We start from the raw sequence: 19,597 nt of genomic DNA, 5'->3' as shown, positions 1-19,597 counted from the left end.
CTTTTTTTCCACTAAGTAGCATACCTAGCTTCATTATTAAGGTAGTCAGCTAAAACACATTTAGATTGCAAGAACAATTTTTTAACACTTTTGTGGCAGAGAATTTCGGTTCTTCCGTACTTAGTGGGCTAAATTATCAATAAGCTTCGTATCTGAACCTGATTGTATGGGATTTCAATGCGGTGATTAAGTGCTTTATGGATCGATCTAGCTTAGATAATGCTTAAAAAGCTGACTACACAAAGCTTTCAAAAAAGTTTTATATGAAATTAGCCCACTAAGTACGGAAGAACCTCCCTTTTTTACCACTAAGCCTGTAGGTTCTGGTATGGGGTTGGGTTTATCAATTAGTTATCAGATTGTTGTTGAAAAACACAGAGGACGGCTATACTTTCATTCAACTCTAGGAAAGGGAACTTGTTTTGTTGTTGAGATTCCCGTGCTGACAGTGACCAGTGACCAGTAACCAGTAATCAGCGATCGCTAACCAGTGACTAAGGAACCACTCTCGTTCCCCGTCGAAACTTCATATTACCTCGTTCCCAGGTTCTACCTGGGAATGCCTTGTTGGGAGGCTCCGCCTCCTGTACTCATCTAACTGCGCGAGGTAGAGCCTCTAGATCTGCATTATGTTCATGCAAGATTTTCATAAACTGCTCGTATGTTGATATTCCATATTTTGATTGTATTGACGTCACTAGAAGTAGTAAACGTAAGACACTAGCTTTCAGTTTCTCTGAATTGCGTAACAAAATCGACCTATGAGGGATTGGTTCTTATCTTCAGCCATTAAGTCTTCGGTTAAATTCTTTAACTCCCGTAAAAATTTTGATAAATTATAAGTTCTTGCGCCGTCAGTTAGGTTTGTATCCGTCGAACTCCATGTCTCCCACCAATTTGGCTCTAATAGGTCAGTTGCAATAGCATCTACAGTAAAGAAATAAATATCGAAAAAGTTCTTCGAGGTAGAGGGATTTATTGGATGTTAAGTTTAGAAGGAAATAATTATTTAGTTCCTAAAAAAAATTTGAGAGTTACCGAACATTTATATAAAGCAATAGAAGCCTTTTTTGTTTGCCACATTACTAGTTGGCACTTTAGTTTTGGTTGCTTTTGTAGCTGGTTAGGACTTAGTAGATTTCGGTATTAATATCTCCCATCACTATTTAAACTTCTCCCAATCACTTGCCTCGGTTATCAAGCCGGGGTCTTTTGGTTGTTATGTAGCAACTTCCACTCTCGTGAGGTACAGAATAATGAACCAACCGCAGATGAACACCAGTGTACGCTGATAAATTTGTACCTCAACAGACTAGAAACGTCCCCTAGATCCAATACATTCAGCACAAGCGAGGCAGTTGCCGCTAAGCTAAAAAATTAATCAATATGTTGGGTTCGGAAAATAAACATTAAAAAGCTTGATACTTGAGAGTTGTATTACCTTGGCAAGATCGACTGTATCTACTGTTGGTAAGGTGTTAAAAACAGCAATTCTTGCTTTTTACACCTTAATGGTGTAAAATCTGAATTTATGACGGATAAGCGAAAGCCAACCTATGACCTCGAAGCATTTAAAGCTGTTGCAGGTACTTTGAATGGTCTCAATGCGACTAGCAGTGCCATTAAAGGAGCTGCAAGCGTCGGATTTGGACGAGCAGAAATTGTAGCAACCATTCAAACAATGGAAAAGTCGCATTTCTACAAGTCGTACTACTAGATAAGAGAATCGTGGAGTCAAATGGAGTCAATCAGAGTCTATATCTCTGACAATACGCTCCAAGCACTCACTAACACTAAGGTCTGAGTCAATTGCCAAAGCTTGTAGCTTTTTCCATACTGTAGGAGTAACGACTATCATATGTCTCTCCTTCATTTCATCATAAAAAACGGGTTGGTTTTTTATTCTCTTTTTTCCTTTTTTTGGTTGCATGATTTATTAGGTGCAGATATACTAATAAGATAGCAGACAGCAAGAAGGGAGGTGATAACTAATGCTGAAGAAAAAGAAAGGTTTCAGGATTGCAACTAAAAGCGTTAAATGTAAACTTGAGCGGAATGGGTTTGATTTAAATGAAACCAAGGCAGCTTTTAACGAGGTTGTACATTTTTACTTCGCACTAGTTAACACTCATCCGTCAGGTGTCAACATACCTGTTGCGGAAGATGGGGGATGGAGATATTATGAAAAGTTAACGATAGGGTCGAAGACTGTATATCCATTCCCCTTTAACGGATTTCCTGTGCAATTTCGTCGTGCTGCTATCAGAAAAGCTATTGGTGCTTGGCAGTCCTGGAATAGCAACTACCAGAAGTGGTTGAATCGTCCCAATCAGCAAAAACATCATAGACCGCCACTACAGCCTCGTTCTTTCAACTTCTCTCCTAGCTTTGATGCTGGGGTATGGAAAGAGGACGATGGGCAGTCTATCATACTCAAAATACTAGTTAATGGTCAGTGGAAGTGGGTTAAATTCCAATACCTTGCACCCCTAGTAGATGCCGAGTGGGTAAAAGGTTCTCCATTAGTAGTAGTAAAAGGAAATGCGGCATACATCGTTTTTCCGCTACAAAAGTATATTCCAGCAACGGGAGGAATTAAAACAATTATGGCTCAAGACTCTTTGAGAGTCTTGGGTGTAGACATGGATTTAGATCGTCATATTGCTATATGTTCTGTCCTAGAGGTCAACGCTAAGGGCGAGGTGTTTGAGGTCACACGTCACTTCATCAAACAAACAAGCCACACTAAGCGTAGGAAGCGACAACTAGGAAGGATAGCCAAAAAGATGCAGCAGACGGGTACTATCCACAAAGGTTTTGCATCAAAGATGTGGGAAAACTTGCACAACCGGGAGGTTGAGTTGGGTAGAGCCTACGCCAGACAAATTGTTGAGTTGGCAAAAACTTGGGGTTGTTCAGTTATTGCATTTGAACATTTGGGCAACCTCAAACCGATTCGTGGCAAATATTCCCGTCGTTCAAACCAGAAACGAGCTTACTGGTTAAAATCGTCGGTGTACCGACAAGTAAGTCGAATAGCTTACCAAGACTACGGCATCCTCACAACAAGGGTTAACCCTCGTAATACATCGAGATTTGACCCTTGGGGTAATCCGGTCTGGCGTAGCAACGAATTCCCGAAGACCTTGTTTGATTTCCAGTCTTATGAAAAAGGGGCTAACTTCGTGGGGACGGTTAATGGCTACATTGCTCATTCTGGATTGAACGCTGCACGTAACATAGCGCTAAAAGCAATATTGCGACACAGAACTAATCTCGTGTTTAGGACAGGTACAAAGTATCAGGCTAACTCTGCACGAGAGAAAGCCTAGAACAGTAATGTTTTAGGTGTGCAATGAAACTAGAACGAGAATCTGCAACCTCTCACTTTCATTGTACTAGGCTTGGGTAGACTGCCTAATGGTTCCTACCGAACTACGCTCCAAGTGGTTGGGTCTACGATCCGCTTGCTACTGGAAGCGACTACGGAGTGAGCCTAGAAAGTGAAGAAATGATGGTGTTTGACTCCGGTTTACTCCGTTATTTAGCTACTCTATGACAAGCTATGCCGACCATCGCATTTGGCAAGACGTGTACCATGTTCCATCAGAGGTTGGAGTCCTTTATATCAAATTTACAGCAGACGCAGTAACAGAGTTTCTGTTGCTATCTTTCAAGGAGAAGGAGAATGACTGACATCACACCTGTTTGCCCAATGACAGGGGCTTCAATGAGCCGCGATGTCCGCCCTATGACGTTAACTTATCGCGGGTCGAGTATTACATTCGATATGCCGGGTTGGTATTGTGATGAGTCGGACGAAAGCATCCATACAAGTGAGGATATGAAGGTATCTGACAGGATGCTTAACATTTTGAAAGCGCGGGTCGAGGGTTTGCTTAACCCGGAGGAAATTCGCCGTATTCGTAAAAAGTTGCAACTGACACAGACTCAAGCAGGAGAACTGATTGGTGGTGGGCCACGGGCATTTCAAAAATACGAGGCTGGGGACTTATTGCCTAGTCGCGCAATCACTAGTGCGCTTATACTACTTGATCGCGACCCGGCTGCCATTGCCATCCTCAAGAATGGGCGGAGCAATTCCGTTCCTAATTCCTTTTCATAGCTGTTCTTCTACTTCTTCTACTACTGACGTTTGCAAGTTATTGTATTTAGGGACGAGCAGTGCGATTTTGTGAGGTACTTAAAATTAGGGTACTAAATCACCTAATCAGAGGCGCGATCGTGGCGAAAAACCTGTTTTTATTGAGAATAAGGTAATCTAATTGAGAATTAAAATCCGATCCAATAAAATCGCATCGCTCCCTTTTTTGTTTGCCATAACTATCAACCTGGATATTCTAGAAAATTTCAATTGCTTAAAGCAGGAATCGTAACTCCTCTTCCTCAAGGAGAAAATTGGCGATTGTTGGAGCAAGGAGAATTGCAGTTTGAATAATTACTAATTTTATGATTACTTATTTTAGTTATCTCACCAAAAGTACCATTTATCATATCGTCCCGCACACACCTGTTTCGTTAATACGGAAAGTATGGAACCTGTGGTTAGGATATTTCTCGCGTGCTTCTAAAGCACCTTTTATTTGGTCTTGGTTAATGAAATACTCGCCGCTGTCAGGTTCAATTGTTATATACCAGTTGTAATGAGTTTCTATTAATTCTGGTTTGAGTCTTTCAAAAATAGGCAGACAGCGTGCTCTAAAAGCTTCTCGTTCGGCTTGGCGTTGCTCTTTTTGTTCCTCAGTCCACTGTATTTCTGGGAATATTCTTCCTCTACGGACTGTGCAGGTTGGTTTTGTTTCGGTCATGGCGTTTAAAATCGCAAAGTACAATATTTATATATTAGAGCGTCCTCTCCGGGGTAGAATACTGAGTCATTGCACAACCCCGAAACCCGACACACCACGCGAATGGTGCAGCTAATTGAACAAAGCCCACCTTCGTGGGCTTGTGGGTTCGCAGATAACATGAAATTTGAACAACGAATTTACACGGGTTTCAGGCGATGAGATTCGCGCATAAAGTGAAATCGATCGTAGTGACTAGTGACAACCACTCAATCGCAAAACTGTAATCCTTGGCGCGAACAGTCGAATAAGTGTAAACCAAACTTTTGGGAAAGTTCTTCGCATACTTTAACGCCGCGAACACTGTTACCTCGTGAGTCTAACAGAGGTGAAAAGACTCCAATGCCCATAACATTGGGAATGACTGCAATAATTCCGCCAGAAATACCGCTTTTTGCTGGAATACCAATTTTATAAGCCCATTCCCCAGCAAAATTATACATTCCACAGGTATACATAACACTGAGAATGTCTTTAATATAACGGTTATCTACGGATTGTTCTCCTGTTATGGGATTAATACCTTTGTTGGCAAGAGTTGCTGCCATAACTGCTAAATCGCGACAGTCTACCATAACCGCACACTGCTGGAAGTAAAGATCCAACGTTTCATCAAGGTTTTGGTCGATGGTGCCAAAATTTAACATCAGGTATGCCATTGCACGGTTGCGGTGCCCTGTAACACGCTCTGAGGTAAATACTGAGATATCAACAAATACATTATGACCCGTATATCGACGGAACATATCTAGCATTCGATTGAGACGTTCGATCGCGTCTGTACCCTTAATCAAGCTTGTGGTTGCGATCGCTCCTGCATTCACCATTGGGTTGTAAGGGCGTTTTGATACCTCATCAAGAACAATGGCGTTAAACGCATCTCCTGTAGGTTCAACACCCACTTTTGTCAAAAGGTAATCTCGTCCGCGATCTTCGAGAGCAAGCCCGTAGACAAAAACTTTGGAAATCGATTGAATCGTGAACAATTCGTTGTAGTCTCCAACTTGATAAACTTCCCCTTTCACAGTGGCGATACAAATGCTGAATAACTCTGGATTGACTTTGGAAAGTTCTGGAATGTAGTTGGCGACTGCGCCTTCCTGCAATGACTTGTACTTGGAATGCAGTTCACCAAGAAAAGATTCTAGAGACGATGCGGTTGTTTTTAATTCTTCTGGCTTTGCCATGAGGGCTGTTAGTTCAGTATTAAAAGTTATGCTTTCTTTTTATGCCGTAGGCAAGATGCGATGTATGTTCTCAACTGAAAGTATTTTCTTTAACATTGTTACATTTTTGACTTATTTCTTTTATACATTATATCTTTTTTTTAAGTCAATAAATTAATAATCATCATGGTTATTAAAAAAATGTTTCTTTCAAACAGCTTATAATCAAAACTTTTGACCTAACTAGCGATTGTAAAAGTCACGCACGAGTCAGTTGTTCTCAGTGTGAAGAAAGCATTATTCAGGCAATCGAGGGTCTTTACTCGAACTTTAAATTTTTAACCAACTCAGTGCTGATAACTTACGTGTAAACACGCATTTTTGGAGTTGATTTCGCTACGATAGCATTAACTAGCTCTAAATACAACCGTATATACCGTCTTGATTAATTTGATTAATAAATATGGTGAAGATTTAGTAATAATTTTTTTTATTTAAGAAAAAAAGCGATACAGGGCGAAAATACTCGTGAGAGTAAGGTTTTGCGCGAAAAAGAAGAGTAAAAATTCGATAAATTTACCAACACTTCCGCTAAAACCCCGATCCCCAACACCGTTCGTTCGTGTTACTGTGATGCAGTTAAAAGCAAAAAGTGAAAGCGGAACGAGTTTGAATTTTGGGAACCTGTAGAAACGCTTTATGTAAGGTTTCTACAGTCAAAAACCCCGCTAATTTAACGAAAATTCTGTTCTTCAGTCGCTTTAATATCGGACGCATGAATCATAAACTTTTGTGGGCTGTTGTCGTATTTACTACTGTTTTTGGCACACCGTCAATTGGTCGCTCTCAAGCTATCGAGAAAACGGCTTCAACTTCGCCAACTGTAGCTTCATCAGATGTGGTGAAAGTAGGGGAGTATCAATCAAAAACAGAAAATCTTGCTAACAATGCATCTGCGATCGCAGAAATTCACTCGCATAACTTAGCAGGACGTCAAGCAGCAACACTTTATCTTCGCAAGATCCCCGTTCTTACCTTTGTAGGTAAACAGCCTGTATCAACTTCAGGAATTAAGGTTGGTGCCATTGGTGATACTAGTGCCAAGCTTGGTAGTAGGCAATATCTCAGCACCAACGGATTGAACCAAACAAAGATTGCCTCAATGGGACTGAACGCGGACATCAAAAATCAGCCTGTAGCTGCTGCTGACGATCCAGTACAAAGAGCAACAGTGGTAGCAGCAAGAATCAATCAGCTAGTTTTGGACAAAGTAGATCCTAACAAGATCGGAGTGAGTTGGGAGTCTGCTAAAGAAATGCCAGCATTGGAGAATCAGCCAACACAAAACGGGCGCTATCTCATCAAAATTGACGGCAAAGAACTCGTGGAAATTAATGGCGATACACGACTTGCAGATACAACCAACAACCCAGCAAAAGATGCATTGCAAGCAACAAATCGCATACGGAGACTGATTGGTAATGCACCGCCTCTGAACGAAATTGCGAATTTACCCGTGCAATCGCCCCTGCAAATTCCAAAAATCTCATTACCAAAGTTGCCGACTCAAATTGCAAGCAGAGTGCGCGGTACGCTTCAAGGTATAGCATCTTGGTACGGCTATGACGGTTCTGGCAATCGTACCGCCACTGGCGAAAGGTACAATCCAGAAGGATTAACCGCAGCCCATCGCAGTTTACCCTTTGGGACAAGAGTCCGTGTCACTAACACCCGCAATGGTCGATCTGTCGTGGTGCGAATTAATGACCGTGGTCCATTTATTCGGGGTCGAATTATTGACCTTTCTGCTGGCGCAGCACGAATTTTAGGTGTAATGAGGACAGGCGTTGCTCCCGTGCGGATCGAAGTTTTAGGAAGGTAAGGAATGATGAATTATGAATTATGAATTATGAATTATGAATTGGGAAGCAATACCTGATTTCATAATTCATCATTCAGCATTCATAATTCATTCAATCCCCTAGTTTCCGCTCTCTCCCTCAGTTCAGTTATAAACTAACGGGGGAGAGAAGCTAGAAAAACTAGGGGTGTTTTTGTGCGATTGCTGTCAACTGTTGCTGCTTTACACTGCTATTTGGCTAAACGCCGATTTGAAATTGAACCTTTAAACAAAGAAAAACTGCTGCAGTATGAGATAACCGCAAGGTCGAAGACAGCAGTTGGTTTGGTTCCCACTATGGGGGCTTTGCATCAGGGACACGTGAGTTTAATTGAACGTGCGCGACAAGAAAATGCCACGGTGATTGTGAGTATATTTGTCAATCCACTGCAATTCGGACCCAATGAAGATTATCAACGCTATCCCCGGACTTTAGATAAGGATTTACAATTGTGCGAAGAGTTTGGAGTAGACGCTATTTTTGCTCCTTCTCCGGAAGAAATGGGAACAAGTGAGAAGAGTATACAAGAATCTATTGATACACAAGTTACCCCGCCATCTGCTATGATATCTGGCTTGTGTGGTCGTTCTCGAGTGGGTCACTTTCAGGGTGTCGCGACAATTGTGACCAAGCTTTTTAACTTGGTACAGCCAGACCGCGCTTATTTTGGTCAAAAAGATGGTCAGCAACTTGCCATTATTAGACGGCTGGTTGCCGATTTGAATTTTCCGATAGAGATTGTTGCTTGTCCAACTTTACGGGAAGCATCCGGTCTTGCTTTGAGTTCTCGCAACCAATATTTGAGTGCAGAGCTTCATCAGCAAGCCGCCGTGCTGTACCGCAGCTTGCAACAAGCTCAAGCAGTGTTTCACACGGGTGTTCGCAAGAGCGAAACTCTTTTATCAGTAGTCCGGCAAGAAATAGCAATGGCGAGTTCTGTTTTCGTGGAATATATTGAATTGGTTGAACCAAATACGTTGATGCCTATAGAAACAATAGAGGAGGAAGGGATGCTGGCGATCGCAGCTCGTCTTGGTTCCACACGCTTGATTGATAATATTATCTTGCGCGATCGCAAACCTATCATCGCAATAGATGGACCTGCGGGAGCGGGAAAATCCACTGTCGCCCGTCAGGTGGCGGGGAAACTGGGTCTAGTTTATTTAGATTCAGGGGCAATGTATCGTGCCGTGACTTGGTTGGTGCTGCAAAAGGGAATTCCCCTTGACGATGAGTGCTCCATAGCAGAAGTTGCGAGCCAATGTTTCATAGAACTCACCCCTAATGAGGACTTACAGGCTCCAGTGCGGGTTTGGATTAACGGGACTGACGTTACCCAAGTTATTCGTACCATGGAGGTGACATCCAAAGTTTCAACTATAGCAGCACAGAGTTCTGTACGTCAAGCTTTAGTAAAGATACAACAAATTTGGGGTAAAAAAGGAGGTTTAGTTGCTGAGGGCAGGGACATTGGAACTCAAGTTTTTCCTGATGCCGAGGTAAAAATTTTCTTAACTGCTTCTGTCAGTGAGCGTGCTCGCCGACGTCAAGAAGACTACAAAAGACTTGGTCAACCAGAAGTCAGTTTAGAGCAATTAGAACAGGATATTGCCGCTCGAGACTGGAAAGATAGCAATCGCCAAATTTCTCCCCTCAAGAAAGCAGCAGATGCTGTTGAGATTAATACTGACGGTATGAGTGTGGCTCAAGTCATTGAAACAATTATTGACTTCTACCAGCAAAAGTTGTCTTAACTATCTCAGTCTTTTCCACTGTTTTTATCCGAGCTCTTATCGTAAATTGTGCCTTATGGCGATTTAAATTGATATATAGCTACGGGCATAGAAACCCGGTTTCTTAACGAAACCGGGTTTCTTGACCCAAGGTGAGACAACCGCTTGTTAAGATCTGCTGTGTTGTTGCGGCTATCATCCAGATATAATGATACAAAAGTATTACTTTGGGATTTTTCTTTCCCGAATGCCACGCCAGTCGCTTCAAGTGGGGTATTGCCCGTCCAAAGCTCTGGCTCCTCTGTCCTCCGCCTTTTTTCTTGTAAACTTGATATTTAAAATACTGAGAACTGCCGTAAGATGAAAACATCTGCAAAATTCGACTTTGAGGACGAGAAGTATAGCGCACCAGCTTCTCAAGTCATCCCTTGGTGTCAGATGATCAATCCTCGGTATGGCACAGAAGGCTTACAACCCTATGGTTTGGCGATTAAGCTAGATAATGCTCATGCAGTTGGCTTTCAAGGCGATCGCAACTGGCAACAGATAGAGCATGAATTTAGTTCCGGAGTTGAAACAGTCTTTATGACCACAACTCCACGTCTAGTCATAGTCAGGCGAGGACCTTTATCTGTCAAAGACCGAGAGACTGGGATAAAATTAGGAACACTAAAAGATCATTACGATGCTTTTTTAGCAGACAAACTTAAATTTAAAACATTTACTCGCTATTTAATTTATTTAGTAGGGGAAAATAAAAAGTTTTTACACGAGACGCCATTACAATTAACTCTGAATGGTGCAGCTGGAGCAAGTTTCAGTAAAAGCTATTGCGAGTATCAACAAGGTAGGATTTCTGGCGGATTTCTGGCTGAATTAGAAAGAGCATATGCTGGATTTCGTCATCTACCTGTGACACCTAAAGGTCCCCTCTTTCACGCTCACGGTATTTTTTCCCCAATTATTAATTGTGAAGAAAGAGGAATTGAACCAAATACGGTTTTGGTGGCTTCAACAGTGGATTACAAACATCCCACAGTTTCTACCCTGACAGATTATCTCATTGCTTCTGATGCTGAGGAATCTGAACTCATTTGTAAGACTTTTGAAGAGAATAAAGAGTTTGGCAAAGATGCTCCAAAAGCAGACACATCTAAAATGGCAATGGCAGGAGTTTCAAATTCCTACGTCTATCCTGATGAAGATGATTTTGCTTATCCACCCTATTAAGCCACCCAATTTTGGATTTTAGATTTTGGATTTTGGATTGAGATGTCAACTCGTTCACCTCGTTCAACTCGTTCCCAGGCGGAGCCTGGGAATGCAACACTAGAGGCTCCGCCGAGCACTCTGTGGTAGAGTACAGCGAGGCTCCGCTTCCCGTGTTGCCTTCTGTGCCAGAGGCACCGGATCGAGGTGACAGCCCATCAAAATCATTGTGGTGAACTACTAGTAGTGTCAAAGAATTTTTGATACTCTACTGAGTAAAACCTACCTGAAAATTTTACGTAATGCCAATTTAAAAAAAGAATACGACAGGTAGGAGCGTGAAATTTTGTTTGAGTAAAGCTTTCCCAATCCAAAATCCAAAATCCAAAATCCAAAATTCATACAGGAACTAGCTCGTGCCTACCGATCGCAAATCCCGCTTGCGTCAATTCCTAGTTGTTCTGTGTCTAATTAGCTTTACGTGCAGTTTGTGGTTGGGAGTGCAAACCTCTCCCACAATCCAGTCTCAGGAAAAATCAACTTGGTTTTTGAGAATAGGAGAGGTAGCAAAGGCACAATCGAATGTAGCTGAGCGCTTGGTGCAGCAAGGACTTGAACGCCATCAAACAGGAGATACCAGAGGAGCCATTGAAAGCTGGCAAAAAGCTTTAACTATTTACCAGAAAAATAATAACTCTGCCCACGAAGCAATTGTCCGAGAAAATTTGGTTCGGGCGTATCAACAAATAGGGCAACCAGAACAAGCAATCAATCGTTGGAATGAGTTAACAGCTTACTATCGGCAAGTTGGGAATTGGCAATTCTTAGGACGTTCCCTGAGCGAACAATCACAGGCATACAATAGCTTAGGGCAACCTTTAAAAGCGATCGCACTCTTGTGCAATCCAGACAAATACAACAATTGTCGGGATGGGAGTGCTTTGGAAATTGCTCGTGCGACTTCCGATCGTATGGGCGAAGTAGCAGCGTTGGGAAGTTTGGGTGATGCTAAAAGGCTGACGGGAGATTACGAACTCGCTATCAAATATCTTGAAAATAGTCTAGAAATTGTCAAAAAACTTAAAACACCTGCACTGCGTGTTTCAGTACTTAATAGTTTGGGCAATGCTTATATCAGTTCTGCTCAACTAAAGTACAGAAGAGCAGATTCAGCTACACAAATAGGAGATAATCCAGAAGCCAATAAACTAAGAAACGATGGTAAACAATTGGATGCCAAAGCACTAGGTTATCTACGGGAAAGTTCAGAAATTGCCCGCAGTCAGAAAGATATTTCAGGTGAAATGCGATCGCTTGTGCGTATCATTCCCCTATATTACCGTCACAACCTTACCACAGATGCAACCAACAGCTTGCAGCATGCAACAAAATTGCTAGAACAGTTACCTGATAGTCGTGCCAGAGTTTACACCACAATAGATTTAGTGCATTTACTGGAACCGGTAGCAAACCAAAGGACATCTTTTAGGACTAGATGCTTGGCACCAAACATTCTACCCAAAGCCACAAGTCTCCTCAATCAAGCCATCACCGTTGCACAACGCCTTCAGGATTTTCGTGCAGAATCCTTTGCTTTGGGAGAACTGGGACATATATATGAATGTCGTCAAGAATACCCACAGGCATTAGAAATGACTGGCAGAGCGAGATCGGCAGCCGAACAAAATTTAAAATCACAAGATAGTTTGTACTTGTGGGAATGGCAAATTGGACGCATCTTGAAAGCACAGGGAAAAACTGACGGGGCGATTTCTGCTTATGAAAGAGCAATTAATACCCTAGAAACCATTCGCCGGGACATTTTAACAGCAAATCGAGACATCCAGTTTGATTTTCGCGACACCATTGAGCCGATTTACCACGATTTAGTAGCACTGAGACTGAGTTCCGAGCAACCAGTTCAAACAGCAAATAAATCACTTCTTTCTAAGGATAGCAAGGAGAATTTTCGTTCTATCCTCAAAACTATTGACTTGCTAAAATTGGCAGAATTACAGAACTTTTTTGGGAATGATTGTGTCTTAAGTCTGATTCCACAACAAAGCATTGATAACACTGGTAATTCCACAACAGCGTTTTTGAATACTATTATATTAGAAGATAAGACCGCAGTTATATTAAGTTTGCCTAGTGGTCAAAAGAAATTAAGCTGGATACCCGTTCAACGGCAAGATTTAATTAATCGAATTAACGAATTTCGCCGGGGATTGGAAAGATTTCGAGATAATACTTACGATACCTCACCGGCTGAAGAAGTATACGATTGGTTGATACGTCCTTTTATTGAGGACTTCAAGCAAACTGGTATCAAAACTATCGTGTTTGTTCAAGATGGCATTTTAAGAAGTATAGCAATGACAGCACTTTACGATCGCCAACTCAAGCAGTTTTTAATACAACAGTATGCGATCGCAACAGTTCCCAGTATTAACCTGACAGATACCAAACCCTTAAGTCGTAAAGAATTGCGAGTACTGGCATTAGGTTTAAGTCAAACAGCCACAGTTGACGGAACAACATTTGCAGGGCTAAAGAATGTTATTAGAGAAATAACTGAAATTCTCCAAAAAATTCCTGGAAAAAAATTACTCGACGATGAATTTACAAATTTACGCCTCCAAGAAGAATTAAGTCAAAAAGTTTACCCCATTCTCCACATTGCAACCCATGGAAAGTTTGGTGCAGAACCACAAGATACCTTTATTGTGACAGGCAAAAATCAGAAACTTACCTTTAATGAACTAGATCGGCAAATCAAAAGTGTGAGCCGTAACACCCAACCATTAGAGTTATTAAGTTTAACTGCGTGTGAAACAGCTGTAGGGGATGAACGTGCCACACTAGGACTAGCTGGTGTTGCCATACAAGCAGGAGCAAAAAGTGCCTTAGCTACTCTTTGGGCAATTGACGACGTAACAACCGTACAAATTGCAACTGATTTTTACAGCAAATTGTCCAGCGATCGTAATACAACCAAAGCACAAGCATTGCAAGCCGCTCAAATAGGACTCATTGAAGGAAAAACAGCAGACGGTCAAAAGTACACTCACCCCTACTACTGGTCACCTTTTCTTTTAATAGGTAATTGGTTGTAAGTAAGTGTCAACAATCGTAGAGGCGCAATGCCTTGCGCCCCTGCAAATGCTGTAAACTCATTCTGAATCAGAACAGTTGTTCGGCGTTTACAATATAAAACTATACGGTTTAGTGAGGGAGCATCCCAATTTGGAAAAAACACGTTTGCGATTGAAATCACAGCTATACAGGCGCTCGTCCGCAAGACAAGGACTTAATATAAAAGTCCACTTACGTGGACTTTGTTTGTATAGCCCCAGAATTCCATTCTGAGGGTTATTTGCCCTCGTAGGGATGCTCCTTAACTGAACTGTATTGCAACATAATAGCCAGTTGTTAATTGTTCTATAATTATCAGCCACTAACCACGAACCACTCACTATTTTTGTTGAAATATCAAAATTTGCTGAAGTTGCAGCGCTTGTTGCTGTGCAGCCGTATTATTTGTATTTGCTGCTTCCAACTTCCTTAATTCTTCCAACAGCTTTAAGATATAAGCCTTATTTTGAGGTTCTTTAAGAGCCTCACCCAAAGCATCATACCAAAAGCCAGCTTCAGCGTATAATTCTGCTCGTTTTAAAGGTTCCGTTGTACGTGATAGTGCATTCATCAACTGAGATGGCATTGCGACAACTTGAATTTCTGCCTCAGCCACCAAATCTTGTGAAGGACGATTTGGATTACACAGGAGTGCAATTTGCCAAAGATATTTTTGCCCTACAGACAAACTCAGTTTTTCTTTGGCAAAAGAAGTTGACATAATTCCCAATTTACTCTGCAACTGAACTCTTTGAAGGCGCTTACCTTTACCGTTTGCAACATACTCGTAAAGACTCAATTCCATCTCACGCTGTTCAGAATCTGGTACAAACCAAGCAAATACAGGTTCAGAAGAACTGGTTTGACCGGAATGACTTGTAGGCGCAAGTGCTGTGAGAGTTGTTTGTGCTGTTCCAAAACATCCATTTGTTCTTGTACCGTTTGAACCAGTCGAACCTCTAGGTCTAGAAGGGTTTGCAGGTGGTTTGTAGTCAGCTAAAGCTGTAGTTGCTACTACTAGCGATAAAATGAGAACACTACTTAGTAACAGTTTATTAATCAATTTTTTATTCATCACTATTTATAAAGAAGAAACACTATATTTTTCTCGCGTGTATGTTTAAGTAGATTTACTGATAGAATAAAGTGTTATGGAGTTAAGAAAGATTAAAAATTTCTGTAGATTTCCCAAGATCGCACTAAAGTTGCAGCTTAATTCCAGCATGATTTTGAGAAAATAGTTTTTACCAGCAATTGTTGCATTGGAAGGCAAATGAACTCCACCTTCTGGTGCTTCAGGATACTTTTTGCCGTTAAATTTTAGTAACCAAAAACCATCTGTTCCACTGTGATGGCGGTAGCCACCGAAACCCGGATTTCTCACCACAAACGCGATCGCCTGCTTCTACAAACAATTCCTATCAATGGAAAATTGGTGACCCGATTATAGAACCAACTGGGGTGTATCGACTGGAAAATGGACAGCTAGTGATGAGTCGAGAGTGTCTTTAAAGTCCAATGACATTGTAACAAAAGTGATATATGTGAGTGAGCAGCTTCACTTTTTATAAACATCTCCTCTTGCTCCAATTGCATAAATTTCGATGTCTCTAGAATCAACATTGACTGTAAAGATAATTCTGTTTTTACCTATACGCAATCTATAAAATCCCTCCCAATCACCTTTCATCTTTTTGATATCTAGTTCTGTAAACGGGATAACTCCTTGCTCTTCAACAAAAACAACAAGTTGGTATATTTGTTTCCGAAGAATTTCGACCTCTTCGGGATTTGCTTTTTCTAAAAACTTAATTGCTTTTTTGCGAAATCTGATTGCCATATTTCACCCAATCAGTCATATCAACTACTTCATTATCAGTACCTTCTGAAGGTGAACCAAACTCCGCCTCAAGTTCGCTTTGTTCTTCGTCACTAATGTAAGGCATGAGAATTTGACACAGACGAAGTCTTTCTTCTTGTATGACTTCACGCATAGTTTCTTTAATCAATGCTTTTAATTCTTGAATTTCCACGCTTATTCCTCGTATTTAGAGTGAAATACACACAGCATTTTTCCAACAAACGAAGTACAAGGGGCCGGAGCGCCCATTTATACTTTACACTCGTTATAATCTACTGTATATTGCCAAAGCTATATTACAGTGGATTGCAATTCTATAGTCTTTACGTAATTAATCTAGCATGGCAATTAGGCTTGGGAGAAGATCGCTCTACTCGCAAACAGTTGTATAGCAAGACGCAACAACGAGCAAGGTGGTACTTTCTTGATTACAGGAGGTGGTGGCTTACCCGAACGACCGGGTGATGCACCACTCGAACCTTTTTCTACTGGTGCTATGCGAGCTGTATCTAGAGAAAATGAGTCACTTGTGACAACAAACCAAAACCGTCCGTGGACTCTTGGTGACCCTATTGTTGAACCACAAGGCTTGTACCAACTGGCAAATGGGAAACTGGTGTTAAGTCGAGAATGTCCTTAAAAACACTTTAACAAGATGCCATCAATATGTCTATTTTTCTGATGACTCTCTGCTTATTGCTCAAGAAACTCAAACCACCAAAAGCATCATTTGGATATACTAAAATATCTCCTTCATTCTTTGATGAAAACGGAGAGTATGCTTTTTCAGCCTTACTTGTGCGATCGCCTACTTTGACACCTTTTTCAGTAGGATACTGCGAACTAGAAGCGGTAATATGATATACTTGATTCTTGTTTGCTATGGAAGCCGGAATCCCACGAACTCCCAATCCACTGTAATTCAAAGCACGAATTTCTAATCCATCATATTTCCAAGTAGTAATATACGCACTATAACAAACATCGTCATACACTTTGGTTCGGCTCTTAGGTTTACCCAATTTTTTGATAATGTCCTTCTCTTCCATCCCCAGCTTAATACCACCTATAGATATTCTAGTTACATCAATTTCTTTCTTGTTAGACTTGTAAAGAAGATTGTGACCGTAATCTAAACTGGTATTTTCACCGATCGCTACAGTATTTACAGCAAGTAGCATCCCCATACCAAGTCATATCGCTATTTTCCTAAACATAATTTTATCCCCCAATCATCCATAAAAAACTATACCAGAACAGGCATTGTTAGCTTGAGAAATTAAAGCGTGAATATTAGGTAACAAGGCTTTTGCAGCAGCATGATTTTCTAGATAAACAATCAGCAGCCAGAGAGCGCGTTTTGGTAAGAATTTGCTGGTCTTTTAAATTCTGGCTAAACCAATCGCTTGTTGTAGTGGAACTACTTCCTGAACTCACTAGATTAACATGAGAACTATTTTCGTAACCAAATATCTCAACTTGATTGAAGTAGGTATCAATATCCCAAGTGTTTGAACTAGATTGAGTTGTACCTTCTTGAAAACCCGTAATATCCCTATCCCACTCAATTATATTTTCAGAATGATAGTTGTCTGATAATATTTCAGGCTCGAAGTAAGAATGATTCAACATCAAGTTAGAATGACTGCGATCGCTAAAAATGGAGAAGAATACATCGTTTGGCTCGGATAGACTTACTAAACTTCTGGATACTCCATCACTGGAACCAATACCAGAATTTTCCGCTAAATCTAGTAGATGAATCGTGTAGTTTAAAGACATATATGACCCTGTATTGATAACTTAGTGAAACTTAAAATTGACTTTTGTGAAATCTTTTGTTGCTTCAGTTCTTCTTAGTCGATCTGAAACTGTTTTGTTCTTAATTAAGAGAGAAAAAAATAGCAAAAAAAAAGAAGTAACATTTCTACAAAATAATTGTTACTTTCCTGCTTGCTAGATTGCATTTTTCTGCAACAGCGAATTTTCGTTCAATGATATGAGTGGTTGAAAATTTTTGTTGCGGTATTGCCTAAAGGTAAAGTTTCGTTAGACACTTCTTATTGTGTAAGGAGTATAGCCAATGACACTAAGACAATCGTTCCGTAGGTGCTTACCGTTAGAATTTGCAGTATTTGTGGGATTGTTAGTAGCGTTCGATATAGCATTGTTTGAAATACTTACAAGTCCCAAAAATGTTCTGGCTCAGAGTAACATTGTGCCAGATAACACTCTCGGTGCAGAATCTTCTGTTGTTATAACCAACTATCAGGGATTGCCTAGCGGAGCCAGCGCGATTACGGGTGGCGCTGTTCGTGGAATTAACCTATTTCACAGTTTTCGTGAATTTAATGTCAGCGCGGGACGAGGAGCATACTTCTTGAGTCCTGATGCTAGTATTCAAAATATTCTGGCAAGAGTGACAGGTAGTAACTCCTCGTCTATTTTGGGTAGACTCGGTACTTTTGGCTCCTCTCAACCTAACTTATTTCTGATTAATCCCAACGGGATTATATTTGGAGCAAATGCAAGTTTAGATGTTGGTGGTTCTTTTGTCGCAACAACAGCCAATGCAGTGCAACTAGGTGAGACAGGATTTTTTAGTGCAACGCAGCCCCAATCTAGTAGTCTACTAACGGTCAACCCTTCTGCACTGTTGTATAATGCCATTGTTAATCAGTCGCAAATTACCAACGGTTCGAGAGCAACAAGACTAGGAACGGTTATCAATGGTTCTCCCAATCGTCAATTTAGTGGGTTGCAGGTTCTTGATGGTAAAAGTTTGTTGTTAGTAGGCGGCGATATACGCTTTGAACGGCTTGGGACTTTACAGGCTCCTGGTGGAAGAGTTGAGTTGGGAGGCTTGACTAGCCCTGGAATAGTTGGACTTAATGTAGATGGCAACATCCTCAGTTTAAATTTTCCCGATACAATTCAACGAGCAGATGTATTTTTCGGTACTTTCGCTAGAGTGAATGTGGCATCTACTGGAGGCGGTGATATTGCGATCGACGCTCGAAATATCGATGTTTCGGAATTCACTTCCCTCCGCGCCGGAATCACTTCAAGAAGCAGGACAACTGATAGTCAAGCGGGAGATATTACTCTCAATGCCACCGAACAAATCAAAGTAGAGCAGGGAAGTCAGATTCTCAATAGTGTGAATCCTCTAGCTACTGGTAACAGTGGCAATATCCGTATCAAAACGGGTTCTCTTATATTAAGTAATAACAGTGAACTAATTACCAGCGCTTATGGAGAGGGAAATGCTGGCAGTATGACAATCGATGCTCGCGATCGCATTGTCATTGATGGTGGTTCTGTCATGAGTGATGCATCACAAATTTTAGATAACAAAGGAAAAGCTGGAGACATCCGAATTACCACTGGCTCGTTACTGGTGAAAAATGAAGCTAAATTAAGTACCAGTACTAATGGACAAGGAGATACAGGCAGTATAATTGTAGATGCCCGTGACAGTGTTTCGTTTGACAGGAGTAATGCTTTAAGTGAAATTGGACAAGGAGGCATTGGTAAGGGAGGAGATATCCGCATTAACACTCGTTTTCTTTCCGTAACTAATGGCGCTAAATTAAGTACCAGTACTAGCGGACAAGGAGATGCAGGCAGTGTGATTATTAATGTAAGCGTTCGCGAAGCGCAAGCTGTACCCAGCTTATCGCATTGTATTAGACGGAGGTCGCTTTTACTTTGATGATGATTT

19 protein-coding genes are annotated in these 19,597 nt (G+C 41.1%); 10 read left to right on the top strand and 9 right to left on the bottom strand.

Annotated elements, in window-relative coordinates; translation table 11 throughout:
• Positions 1 to 268 precede the first annotated feature (268 nt).
• From F7734_RS31545 to F7734_RS31520, 4 genes are all read left to right on the top strand, one after another.
• On the top strand, positions 269 to 466 hold the full coding sequence (locus F7734_RS31545) for a HAMP domain-containing sensor histidine kinase (protein WP_347566320.1): 198 nt from the start codon (positions 269 to 271) through the stop codon (positions 464 to 466).
• Positions 467 to 1,531: 1,065 nt separating this feature from the next.
• Positions 1,532 to 1,717: a type II toxin-antitoxin system MqsR family toxin gene (locus tag F7734_RS31540; RefSeq protein ID WP_155748497.1), complete on the top strand. Its 186-nt coding sequence runs from the start codon at positions 1,532 to 1,534 to the stop codon at positions 1,715 to 1,717.
• A gap of 274 nt (positions 1,718 to 1,991) precedes the next feature.
• A complete protein-coding gene (locus tag F7734_RS31530) occupies positions 1,992 to 3,332 on the top strand; it encodes a hypothetical protein (protein ID WP_155744658.1) in 1,341 nt (446 codons plus the stop codon).
• Positions 3,333 to 3,688: 356 nt separating this feature from the next.
• Positions 3,689 to 4,126: a type II toxin-antitoxin system MqsA family antitoxin gene (locus F7734_RS31520; RefSeq protein ID WP_155748495.1), complete on the top strand. Its 438-nt coding sequence runs from the start codon at positions 3,689 to 3,691 to the stop codon at positions 4,124 to 4,126.
• Between the two features lie 385 nt (positions 4,127 to 4,511).
• Here the strand turns inward: F7734_RS31520 and F7734_RS31515 are convergent, their stop codons facing one another.
• The gene (locus F7734_RS31515) at positions 4,512 to 4,829 is read right to left on the bottom strand and encodes a hypothetical protein (RefSeq protein ID WP_155748494.1); all 318 of its coding nucleotides are present in this window, start codon (positions 4,827 to 4,829) and stop codon (positions 4,512 to 4,514) included.
• Positions 4,830 to 5,077: 248 nt separating this feature from the next.
• Positions 5,078 to 6,055 (bottom strand): glutaminase A, encoded by a 978-nt coding sequence (gene glsA / locus F7734_RS31510; protein ID WP_155748493.1) that lies wholly within the window; start codon positions 6,053 to 6,055, stop codon positions 5,078 to 5,080.
• A gap of 754 nt (positions 6,056 to 6,809) precedes the next feature.
• Between glsA and F7734_RS31505 the strand changes: the two genes are divergently transcribed.
• The gene (locus F7734_RS31505; protein WP_155748492.1) at positions 6,810 to 7,916 is read left to right on the top strand and encodes a septal ring lytic transglycosylase RlpA family protein; all 1,107 of its coding nucleotides are present in this window, start codon (positions 6,810 to 6,812) and stop codon (positions 7,914 to 7,916) included.
• 174 nt (positions 7,917 to 8,090) lie between these two features.
• Entirely contained in the window at positions 8,091 to 9,689 is a 1,599-nt protein-coding gene (locus F7734_RS31500; RefSeq protein WP_166482271.1) for a bifunctional pantoate--beta-alanine ligase/(d)CMP kinase, read from the top strand.
• 103 nt (positions 9,690 to 9,792) lie between these two features.
• Here F7734_RS31500 and F7734_RS31495 read toward each other — a convergent pair whose 3' ends face one another.
• Positions 9,793 to 10,038, bottom strand: coding sequence for a hypothetical protein (locus tag F7734_RS31495; protein ID WP_155748491.1), 246 nt, complete (start codon positions 10,036 to 10,038; stop codon positions 9,793 to 9,795).
• On the opposite strand from F7734_RS31495, the gene F7734_RS31490 reads away from it, so the two are divergent.
• Together F7734_RS31490 and F7734_RS31485 are read left to right on the top strand one after the other, a co-directional pair.
• A complete protein-coding gene (locus tag F7734_RS31490) occupies positions 10,029 to 10,898 on the top strand; it encodes a DUF5895 domain-containing protein (protein WP_155748490.1) in 870 nt (289 codons plus the stop codon). The two genes, F7734_RS31495 and F7734_RS31490, sit on opposite strands and share 10 nt — an antisense overlap.
• 395 nt (positions 10,899 to 11,293) lie before the next feature.
• Positions 11,294 to 13,993: a CHAT domain-containing protein gene (locus tag F7734_RS31485; RefSeq protein WP_347566319.1), complete on the top strand. Its 2,700-nt coding sequence runs from the start codon at positions 11,294 to 11,296 to the stop codon at positions 13,991 to 13,993.
• 359 nt (positions 13,994 to 14,352) lie between these two features.
• Here the strand turns inward: F7734_RS31485 and F7734_RS31480 are convergent, their stop codons facing one another.
• The 4 genes from F7734_RS31480 to F7734_RS31465 all read right to left on the bottom strand — a co-directional run bounded on the left by F7734_RS31480 (position 14,353) and on the right by F7734_RS31465 (position 16,045).
• A complete protein-coding gene (locus tag F7734_RS31480) occupies positions 14,353 to 15,087 on the bottom strand; it encodes a DUF928 domain-containing protein (protein WP_155748489.1) in 735 nt (244 codons plus the stop codon).
• Positions 15,088 to 15,132: 45 nt separating this feature from the next.
• Positions 15,133 to 15,399, bottom strand: a complete 267-nt coding sequence (locus F7734_RS31475) for a hypothetical protein (protein WP_155748488.1) — start codon at positions 15,397 to 15,399, stop codon at positions 15,133 to 15,135.
• Between the two features lie 171 nt (positions 15,400 to 15,570).
• Entirely contained in the window at positions 15,571 to 15,852 is a 282-nt protein-coding gene (locus F7734_RS31470) for a type II toxin-antitoxin system RelE/ParE family toxin (RefSeq protein WP_155748487.1), read from the bottom strand.
• Positions 15,821 to 16,045, bottom strand: coding sequence for a hypothetical protein (locus tag F7734_RS31465; protein ID WP_166482270.1), 225 nt, complete (start codon positions 16,043 to 16,045; stop codon positions 15,821 to 15,823). The genes F7734_RS31470 and F7734_RS31465 overlap by 32 nt, the downstream gene beginning before the upstream one ends.
• A gap of 252 nt (positions 16,046 to 16,297) precedes the next feature.
• Between F7734_RS31465 and F7734_RS31460 the strand changes: the two genes are divergently transcribed.
• A complete protein-coding gene (locus F7734_RS31460) occupies positions 16,298 to 16,513 on the top strand; it encodes a hypothetical protein (RefSeq protein ID WP_155748486.1) in 216 nt (71 codons plus the stop codon).
• A 7-nt stretch (positions 16,514 to 16,520) separates the two neighbouring features.
• Here F7734_RS31460 and F7734_RS31455 read toward each other — a convergent pair whose 3' ends face one another.
• Together F7734_RS31455 and F7734_RS31450 are read right to left on the bottom strand one after the other, a co-directional pair.
• The gene (locus F7734_RS31455; protein WP_155748485.1) at positions 16,521 to 17,054 is read right to left on the bottom strand and encodes a hypothetical protein; all 534 of its coding nucleotides are present in this window, start codon (positions 17,052 to 17,054) and stop codon (positions 16,521 to 16,523) included.
• A gap of 112 nt (positions 17,055 to 17,166) precedes the next feature.
• Complete coding sequence (locus F7734_RS31450; protein ID WP_155748484.1) at positions 17,167 to 17,655, bottom strand: hypothetical protein; 489 nt, start codon at positions 17,653 to 17,655, stop codon at positions 17,167 to 17,169.
• A 301-nt stretch (positions 17,656 to 17,956) separates the two neighbouring features.
• Between F7734_RS31450 and F7734_RS31445 the strand changes: the two genes are divergently transcribed.
• Positions 17,957 to 19,588 carry a filamentous hemagglutinin N-terminal domain-containing protein gene (locus F7734_RS31445; RefSeq protein WP_155748483.1) on the top strand — a complete coding sequence of 544 codons (1,632 nt, stop codon included), beginning with the start codon at positions 17,957 to 17,959 and terminating at the stop codon, positions 19,586 to 19,588.
• Positions 19,589 to 19,597: the final 9 nt, after the last annotated feature.

Source organism: Scytonema sp. UIC 10036, assembly GCF_009725235.1.
The sequence above is the reverse complement of the archived record's forward strand: the minus strand, read 5'-3'. Positions and strand labels throughout refer to the sequence as shown.

What these genes read in the sequence shown, in the direction of transcription:
- F7734_RS31540 (WP_155748497.1), top strand. Translation starts at nt 1,532, where the DNA reads ATGACGGATAAGCGAAAGCCAACCTATGACCTCGAAGCATTTAAAGCT.
- F7734_RS31530 (WP_155744658.1), top strand. Translation starts at nt 1,992, where the DNA reads ATGCTGAAGAAAAAGAAAGGTTTCAGGATTGCAACTAAAAGCGTTAAA.
- F7734_RS31520 (WP_155748495.1), top strand. Translation starts at nt 3,689, where the DNA reads ATGACTGACATCACACCTGTTTGCCCAATGACAGGGGCTTCAATGAGC.
- F7734_RS31515 (WP_155748494.1), bottom strand. Translation starts at nt 4,829, where the DNA reads ATGACCGAAACAAAACCAACCTGCACAGTCCGTAGAGGAAGAATATTC.
- glsA (WP_155748493.1), bottom strand. Translation starts at nt 6,055, where the DNA reads ATGGCAAAGCCAGAAGAATTAAAAACAACCGCATCGTCTCTAGAATCT.
- F7734_RS31505 (WP_155748492.1), top strand. Translation starts at nt 6,810, where the DNA reads ATGAATCATAAACTTTTGTGGGCTGTTGTCGTATTTACTACTGTTTTT.
- F7734_RS31490 (WP_155748490.1), top strand. Translation starts at nt 10,029, where the DNA reads ATGAAAACATCTGCAAAATTCGACTTTGAGGACGAGAAGTATAGCGCA.
- F7734_RS31495 (WP_155748491.1), bottom strand. Translation starts at nt 10,038, where the DNA reads ATGTTTTCATCTTACGGCAGTTCTCAGTATTTTAAATATCAAGTTTAC.
- F7734_RS31480 (WP_155748489.1), bottom strand. Translation starts at nt 15,087, where the DNA reads ATGAATAAAAAATTGATTAATAAACTGTTACTAAGTAGTGTTCTCATT.
- F7734_RS31470 (WP_155748487.1), bottom strand. Translation starts at nt 15,852, where the DNA reads ATGGCAATCAGATTTCGCAAAAAAGCAATTAAGTTTTTAGAAAAAGCA.
- F7734_RS31455 (WP_155748485.1), bottom strand. Translation starts at nt 17,054, where the DNA reads ATGCTACTTGCTGTAAATACTGTAGCGATCGGTGAAAATACCAGTTTA.
- F7734_RS31450 (WP_155748484.1), bottom strand. Translation starts at nt 17,655, where the DNA reads ATGTCTTTAAACTACACGATTCATCTACTAGATTTAGCGGAAAATTCT.
- F7734_RS31445 (WP_155748483.1), top strand. Translation starts at nt 17,957, where the DNA reads ATGACACTAAGACAATCGTTCCGTAGGTGCTTACCGTTAGAATTTGCA.